Here is a 7222-nt window from a genome sequence, read left to right on the forward strand (position 1 = left end):
ATGGAGCGGGTCAGTCCGCGTTCGATTCCCACCCAGGAGCGAGGGCCCGCGCGGCCCCGAGATCGATGTCCGAAACGGCGAAGCTCGCTCTCGAAGACGGTACGGTTTTCACCGGCAGGGCCTTCGGCGCCCGGGGCGAGGTGGACGGCGAGGTCGTCTTCAACACGAGCATGACCGGATACCAGGAGATCCTGACCGACCCCTCGTATCACGGCCAGATCGTGACCATGACCTATCCGGAGATCGGCAACTACGGGATCAACGAGGACGACGCCGAGAGCCGCCGGCCCTGGGTCCGCGGCTTCGTCATCAGGGAGCTGAGCGGGAGGGCCAGCAACTTCCGCTCGCAGGGCTCGCTCGATGAGTTCCTGGCCCGCAACGGGATCCTCGGCATCGAGGGGATCGACACCCGCGCCCTGGTCCGGCTGACCCGGACCCGCGGGGCCATGAAGGGGATCCTCTCGACCGCGGACCTGGACGACGCCAGCCTCGTCGACAAGGCCCGCAAGAGCCCCGGGCTGGTCGGCCGGGACCTCGCCCGCGAGGTCATGCCCGAGAAGAGCTTCACCTGGGAGCCGGGCCTGCACGCCGAGTATTATCTCGACCCGAGCGGCCGGAACGTCGAGGACGGCCCGGACCCGAGAGGCGGCTCCACGAGCCCGAACGGCAAGCGGCCCCACGTCGTGGCGCTCGACTACGGCATGAAGTGGAATATCCTCCGCTTCCTGGTCGAAACCGGCTGCAAGGTGACGGCGATGCCGGGCTCGACCCCCGCGGAGGCGATCCTCGAGCAACAGCCGGATGGGATCTTCCTCTCCAACGGCCCCGGCGACCCGGGCGCCCTCGGCGAGTCGGTGGAGACCCTCCGCTCGCTCATCCGCGCCGGGTCCGAATCCCGCGGGATCCCGATCTTCGGGATCTGCCTGGGCCACCAGCTCCTGGGCCAGGCGTTCGGCGGCAGGACGTTCAAGCTCAAGTTCGGCCATCGTGGCGCGAATCACCCCGTGCGCAACGAGCGGACCGGGAGGGTGGAGATCACCACCCAGAATCACGGCTTCGCCGTGGATCCGTCCAGCCTCCCCGGCGATGTCGAGCTCAGCCACGTCAACCTCAACGATCAGACCCTGGAGGGCCTGCAGCACCGGCGGCTGCCGGTCTTCGGCGTGCAGTATCACCCCGAAGCCTCCGCCGGGCCTCATGACAGCCAGTATCTTTTCGACGAGTTCCGCGCCATGATGCCCTGACGGGGGCTGCCCGCGGAGCCGGGCGGGCGCCTGTTTTCTTGAACCCTTTGACGGCGCCCGGCTGTGGCGTTAGGCTGTAACTTTACGATGCCAAGCGATCGCACGTCGGTCGCGGTTCGGGGCGGATCGGAGTCGTTGCCGTGGGATCGACGTGCGTCGTGGGGCTGCAGTGGGGCGACGAGGCCAAGGGGAAGATCGTTGACCTCCTCTGCGACCAGCACGAGGTCGTGGTCCGCTACCAGGGGGGTGCCAACGCGGGGCACACCGTGGTCCACGAGGGGACCACATACAAGCTGTCGCTCATCCCCACCGGGATCCTGCGGGCCGGCGTCGAATGCGTGATCGGCAACGGCGTGGTCATCCATCCGCCCTCGCTCCTCTCGGAAATCCAGCGGCTCTCCTCGCAGGGGGTCGACTTCCACGGCCGGCTCCTGATCAGCGACCGGGCCCACGTCATCCTGCCCTATCACATGTCGGAGGAGCGGCTGTCCGAGGAATCGGCCTCGGCGGCCGACCATATCGGGACGACCCGGCGCGGGATCGGGCCCTGCTATCGCGACAAGGTGGGCCGCGTCCACGGGGTCCGGGTCGCCGACCTCTTCCACCCCGAGGAGTTCCGGGAGCGGCTCGCCCGCATCATCGACTTCAAGAACCGCCTCCTGCAGTCGATGCTGCCGGACTTCGAGGCGCTCGACCCGAAGCTGGTCACCGAGGAATACCTGGGGCACGCGGAATCCCTCCGCCCCTACGTCCGGGACACCACCACCTGGCTCCAGAAGGCGATCGCGGGGAAGAAGCGGCTCCTCTTCGAGGGCGCCCAGGGCTCGCTCCTGGACATCGATCACGGCAGCTATCCCTACGTCACGAGCTCCAACAGCAGCGCGGCCGGGGTGGGGCCCGGCTCCGGCGTCCCGACACGATTCGTCGATCGCTGGATCGGCGTCGTGAAGGCTTACACCACCCGCGTCGGCGGCGGCCCGTTCCCGACCGAGCAGGAGAATGAGACCGGCGAGCGGATTCGCCGCGTCGGCCGCGAGTACGGGACCGTGACCGGCCGCCCTCGGCGCTGCGGCTGGTTCGACGCGGTCGCGGTCCGATATTCGGCCGGGGTCAGCGGCTCGACCGAGCTGGCGGTCATGCTCCTCGACGTGCTCAGCGGCATCGAGGAATTGAACGTCGCCGTCGCCTACGAGCTGGACGGCCGGCGCGTCGAGTCGCTGCCGGCCTCGCTCACCGACCTGGCGCGATGCCGGCCGATCTACGAGACGGTACAGGGCTGGACGGAGGACATCACGAGCGTCCGCGAGTGGGCGGACCTCCCCGCGGCGGCCCGCGACTACGTCACCTTCATCGCCCGCCAGGTCGGAGTCCCGGCCTCGATCGTGTCGGTCGGGCCGGACCGCCGCCAGACCATCCAGATCCCCGCGGGAATCCGGCCTTCGGCCTGACGCGTCCGACCCCAGGCCCACGCCGCGGACCGAGGCGGCCGGGCCGAGTTCGAGGGAGCCATGCAGCCAGATCGTGAGTCGTCGATCACCGAGGAAGGCCTGGCACGCGTCCGGGCCCTCGGCCTGAAGCCCGATCAATTGCCCCGCCACGTCGCCATCATCATGGACGGCAACGGCCGCTGGGCCCAGCGGCGGGGTTTCCCCAGGATCGTCGGCCATCGCCAGGGGATCCGGAGCGTCAAGTCCGTCGTTGAGGAAGGTTGTCGCCTCGGCCTCGATCAGCTCACGCTCTACTGCCTCTCGGTCGAGAACTGGAAGCGCCCTCCCCGGGAGCTGAAGTTCCTGCTCCGCCTCTTCCGACACTTCCTGGTCGTCGAGCGTAACGAGCTGGTGGAGCAGAACGTCCGCCTGCGGATGATCGGCCGCCGCGAGGGGCTTCCCGCGGAGGTCCTGGACGAGTTCGACCGCACGGCCGAGATGACGGCCGGCAACGGCGGGATGATCCTCTGCCTGGCCGTCAACTACGGCGGCCGGACCGAGATCGCGGATGCGGCCCGCCTGCTGGCCCGCGACGTGAAGGCCGGCAAGGTTGATCCGGACCACGTCGACGAGTCGCTGTTCGCCTCCTACCTGAACACCCGGGGCATGCGCGACCCCGACCTCCTGATCCGGACGGCCGGCGAGCTCCGCGTGAGCAACTTCCTGCTCTGGCAGATCTCCTACACGGAGCTCTGGGTCACGCCCACCCTCTGGCCCGACTTTCGGGACGGCGACCTGCTGGATGCCTGCGCCGCGTTCGCCGGCCGCGAGCGCAAGTATGGCGGCCTGCCGGCCGCCTCACTGGCGACCTCACCCGCTTCCGGTTAGAGTGGCGACGTCGCCACGTTTCGGCGGGCTGACGGATCCCCCCACCTCGTGCCGGCCCCAGGAGCCTGACGAGTCCTCGTCGCGACCATCTCCCCATGCTTGGAACACGAGTCCTCATCGGACTGAGCCTGAGCTTCGCCGCGGTCGGCGTGTTGCTCCTGGACGAATGGGCCGCCCCCTGGTTCCCGCTCTGGTTCCTCATCGTCCTCTCCGCCGTGGGGGCCGCCAGCGTCGAGATGGTCCGGCTCCTCCGGGGCGCCGGCCTCCATCCCTCGCTCAATACCGTCCTCGGCGGCGTCGGCGCCCTGATGGTCTCGAACTGGATGCCGCATGTCACGCGGATGATGGGCAGTCCCCAGGAGTCCGGGTCGTCCGACTTCAGCGCGAGCAGCCCCCTGATCGTCCTGGCCTGGCCCTTCCTCAGCTTCGTGGGCATCTTCATGGTCGCCTTCGTCATCGAGGGCATCCGGTTCGTCCGGCCGGGCCGGTCGATGGCGACGCTCGCCGCCAACATGCTGGCCATCGCCTACATCGGCCTCCTCGGCGGCTTCATCGTCCAGCTTCGCTGGATGCAGGGCCCCTACCACGGCGTCATCCCCCTGCTCTTCCTGATCGCCACGGCGAAGGGCGCGGACACGGGAGCCTACACGGCGGGCCGCCTCTTCGGCCGCCACAAGCTCTGGCCCTCGCTCAGCCCCAACAAGACCGTCGAAGGGGCCATCGGCGGGCTCGTCTTCGCGGTCGCCGCCACCCTGATCGTGACCCTCGTGGCGCGACACGCGCTCAACGTCCCGACCATGGACCTCGTCTCGGCGATCGCATTCGGACTCATCGTCGGCGCGGTCGCCCAGCTCGGTGACCTCATGGAATCCCTGATCAAGCGCGACGGCGAGCGGAAGGACGCATCCTCGGTCGTTCCCGGCTTCGGCGGAGTCCTCGACGTCCTCGACTCGATCCTCTTCGCCGCCCCGGTCGTGTATGCCCTCTGGGTCATCTGGGGCACATGAACCCCGACGAAGGTCTCGCGGCCGGCGTCCGGCCGCTCGAAATACATAGCATCTAATGCTCACCTCTTAATTCGCAATGGCACGCGGAACGATCCCGCGGAGCCGGTCTATTGGTTCGAGCGCGAACCTGGGAGCCGATTCGTCGCATCAACATCGACGCCCCGGTGTCCTCCCGCCGGCGCCGACCATGAATGGGCCCGAACCCCCGGTATCTCGCCCGGATGATGAAGCGAGGGCCGCCCCCCGGGGACGCTGCCGGGGGAAGGACCGTCCCTGCCGGATGGGTCACCCGTGCGCGATCGAGCGTCCGGAGTCCGGATTCCTCAAGATCTCTGATACCCCTGCCTCCCAGTTGACCCGATGCGACGAGGGCCGTAGAGTATTAATTGATTCGTTGAGTCGATTCCCCATCGCCTGCCCCGGGTCTGGTGCTTGTGGTGGGGAAGGTCGAGGAGTCTCTCAACACCGCGGCCCAGGACTTCGATTCCTGATTGCCGTGGTGGAGAGTGTTCGTGGGCCTGCCGGGGTGCAGCGAGCCTCGTCTCATCGGACGAGAGCCTCCGAGGTTCAGGGTCATTGGTGCCCGAGAGCCGTGCTGAAACGGGATTCGGACTGCGCCGAAGGCAGGCCGGGAGTGATCCTCATGAGATTCTGCAAGCTGGCGATGATGGCCGCGATCGTTGCGGGTCCCCTGTTCCTGCTCGCCGCGACTTCGGGTTGCGACAGTCAGCAGGAAATCCCCCTGGCCAAGGTCGCGACGCCGGCGCCGCAGCCGGCGCAGGACAAGAGCAAGATCAAGATCCCCAAGGGCGCAAGTCCGTCCGAGTTGCCTCACTGATCCCGCGGCAACTCATCCCGATCGATCCGTCGAGGTGGCCTCGCGGATCGACCCGGGGCCGACTGTGGAAAGACCAGTTCGGCTGAATTGCCCGTCCGCGCGAGCGCGCGCGGATCCGGGCGAGGCTACGTCCACGCATCGGCTGCGAGGACGCGGCTGCGGTTCTGTATTGGCACTCACACGATGAAACAGACTCCGTTCATCCGATTTGGAAGCGTTCATCGAGCGACCGTTCTCCTTTTCATTTAGGGGAAATCTCATGCGACGGATCTCGAACCGATCCTCTTGGAAGCCGAGAGGATTCACGCTGATCGAGCTGCTGGTGGTGATCGCAATCATTGCTGTCCTGATCGCCCTGCTCCTCCCCGCCGTCCAGTCGGCCCGCGAAGCGGCCCGGCGAGCCCAGTGCGTGAACAACCTCAAGCAGATCGGCCTGGCCATGCACAACTACCACGCGGCCATCGGCGCCTTCCCCATGGGCGGCGGGCCGGTGATGATCGCCGGGCAAGGCATGCGGACCGGTTGGGGCAACTGGAGCGCCCACTCGATGCTGCTCCCCTACATGGAACAGCAGGCGATCTACGCCTCCATCAACTTCAGCCTGCCCAATGCGAGCGAGGATTCGACCGGTCAATATCACAACTCCACCGCCACGACCTCGCTGATCACCGCGTTCGTCTGCCCCTCGTCCCCCATCTATCCGGGCACCTGGCTTTCCGGCAGGCAGTCACCCTACACGAACTACTTCGCCTCGCTGGGCGCGAGCATGAACCAGTTCGCGTACAACAACAACTCCAGGCCCAATGGAGTCTTCGAAGTCGGTGGCACGGCCTACGACCTGGCCGCCATCACCGACGGCTCGGCGAACACGATCGCGTTCGGGGAATGGCGGACCGGCGACGGGAACGACAACAGGTTCAGCAACCCGCAGGACATGATGGTCTACGGCTCGACCCCGTCGGGCGTCAGCGACTGGAACCTGCAGGGTGCGAACATGCCCTACGGTGGTGACTCGTTCGTCCCCTGGCTCCAGGCGTGCGGAGCATTCGCCGCGACCAACCCGAAGTCGCATCGGAGCTTCATCGGCCAGATGTGGTGCCAGGCCCTCCTGGGCCGAACGCTGGGCAACACGCTGGTCGCTCCCAACCCCAACTACCCCAATTGCATCATCGTCAAATGGGGCGGCGACAATGACGGGGCCTGGGGCTCGGTCGGCATGAGCAGCTACCACTCCGGCGGTGCCAATGCCCTCTTCTGTGACGGCTCGGTCCGGTTCCTGAAGTCCTCGGTCAGCCAGACCATCATGTGGTCCCTGGGCACTCGCGACGGCGGCGAGGTCATCAGCTCCGACGCCTTCTGACGTCCTCACCATCCCAACAATCCACCAGGGACCCCGGGGAAACACGCCCCCGGGGTCCCTTCGTCGATCCTCCTCGTGGTTGATCCCGATTCCCGTCCCGGTCTCCCCTCCGCGCGGTGCCGGGAGCCGCATCGAGCCCATCGAGACAAGGAGCGGGCTCCAGAGCCAATACCGTTCAACGAAGGCTCGTCTCGTCTCGCATCGCGAATGCCGAACGTGAACATCCTGGCAGGCAAGGAGTGTCTCCGGGTGGCCGTGGTGGAACACCACGGGACCGCCGTGGCCTCCAGGCGAAGCCCATTAGGCGCAACAGCTTCCCTCACCGTGGTGTTCCACCACGGCCACCCAGGCTCAGCTCGGAGCCGACGTGACGTTGACCTCGGTCTCGTACCATCGCGGTTCGAGACCCTGCCGAAGCCCGTGTGCCCCTACCCTTCGGTGAACGGTATTGGGGCTAA

The 7222-nt window shown here is 67.2% G+C and carries 6 protein-coding genes; all 6 read left to right on the forward strand.

Annotated elements, in window-relative coordinates; translation table 11 throughout:
- Nucleotides 1–65 precede the first annotated feature (65 nt).
- The 6 genes from carA (at nucleotide 66) to G6O54_RS31765 (ending at nucleotide 6764) form a co-directional block, all read left to right on the forward strand.
- The gene (gene carA, locus G6O54_RS31740; protein WP_165233047.1) at nucleotides 66–1244 is read left to right on the forward strand and encodes a glutamine-hydrolyzing carbamoyl-phosphate synthase small subunit; all 1179 of its coding nucleotides are present in this window, start codon (nucleotides 66–68) and stop codon (nucleotides 1242–1244) included.
- A gap of 140 nt (nucleotides 1245–1384) precedes the next feature.
- Nucleotides 1385–2692: an adenylosuccinate synthase gene (locus G6O54_RS31745; protein ID WP_165233050.1), complete on the forward strand. Its 1308-nt coding sequence runs from the start codon at nucleotides 1385–1387 to the stop codon at nucleotides 2690–2692.
- A gap of 60 nt (nucleotides 2693–2752) precedes the next feature.
- Complete coding sequence (gene uppS, locus G6O54_RS31750) at nucleotides 2753–3559, forward strand: polyprenyl diphosphate synthase (protein ID WP_165233053.1); 807 nt, start codon at nucleotides 2753–2755, stop codon at nucleotides 3557–3559.
- Nucleotides 3560–3654: 95 nt separating this feature from the next.
- On the forward strand, nucleotides 3655–4566 hold the full coding sequence (locus G6O54_RS31755; RefSeq protein WP_165233056.1) for a phosphatidate cytidylyltransferase: 912 nt from the start codon (nucleotides 3655–3657) through the stop codon (nucleotides 4564–4566).
- Between the two features lie 643 nt (nucleotides 4567–5209).
- Nucleotides 5210–5404 (forward strand): hypothetical protein, encoded by a 195-nt coding sequence (locus tag G6O54_RS31760; protein ID WP_165233059.1) that lies wholly within the window; start codon nucleotides 5210–5212, stop codon nucleotides 5402–5404.
- A 259-nt stretch (nucleotides 5405–5663) separates the two neighbouring features.
- Complete coding sequence (locus tag G6O54_RS31765) at nucleotides 5664–6764, forward strand: DUF1559 domain-containing protein (RefSeq protein WP_165233062.1); 1101 nt, start codon at nucleotides 5664–5666, stop codon at nucleotides 6762–6764.
- Nucleotides 6765–7222 lie beyond the last annotated feature (458 nt).

Source organism: Aquisphaera insulae (assembly GCF_011064615.1).
Classification (GTDB): Bacteria; Planctomycetota; Planctomycetia; order Isosphaerales; family Isosphaeraceae; genus Aquisphaera; species Aquisphaera insulae.

Excerpts from the sequence above, each read along its gene's own strand:
- carA (WP_165233047.1), top strand. The coding sequence starts at position 66 with ATGTCCGAAACGGCGAAGCTCGCTCTCGAAGACGGTACGGTTTTCACC.
- uppS (WP_165233053.1), top strand. The coding sequence starts at position 2,753 with ATGCAGCCAGATCGTGAGTCGTCGATCACCGAGGAAGGCCTGGCACGC.
- G6O54_RS31755 (WP_165233056.1), top strand. The coding sequence starts at position 3,655 with ATGCTTGGAACACGAGTCCTCATCGGACTGAGCCTGAGCTTCGCCGCG.
- G6O54_RS31760 (WP_165233059.1), top strand. The coding sequence starts at position 5,210 with ATGAGATTCTGCAAGCTGGCGATGATGGCCGCGATCGTTGCGGGTCCC.
- G6O54_RS31765 (WP_165233062.1), top strand. The coding sequence starts at position 5,664 with ATGCGACGGATCTCGAACCGATCCTCTTGGAAGCCGAGAGGATTCACG.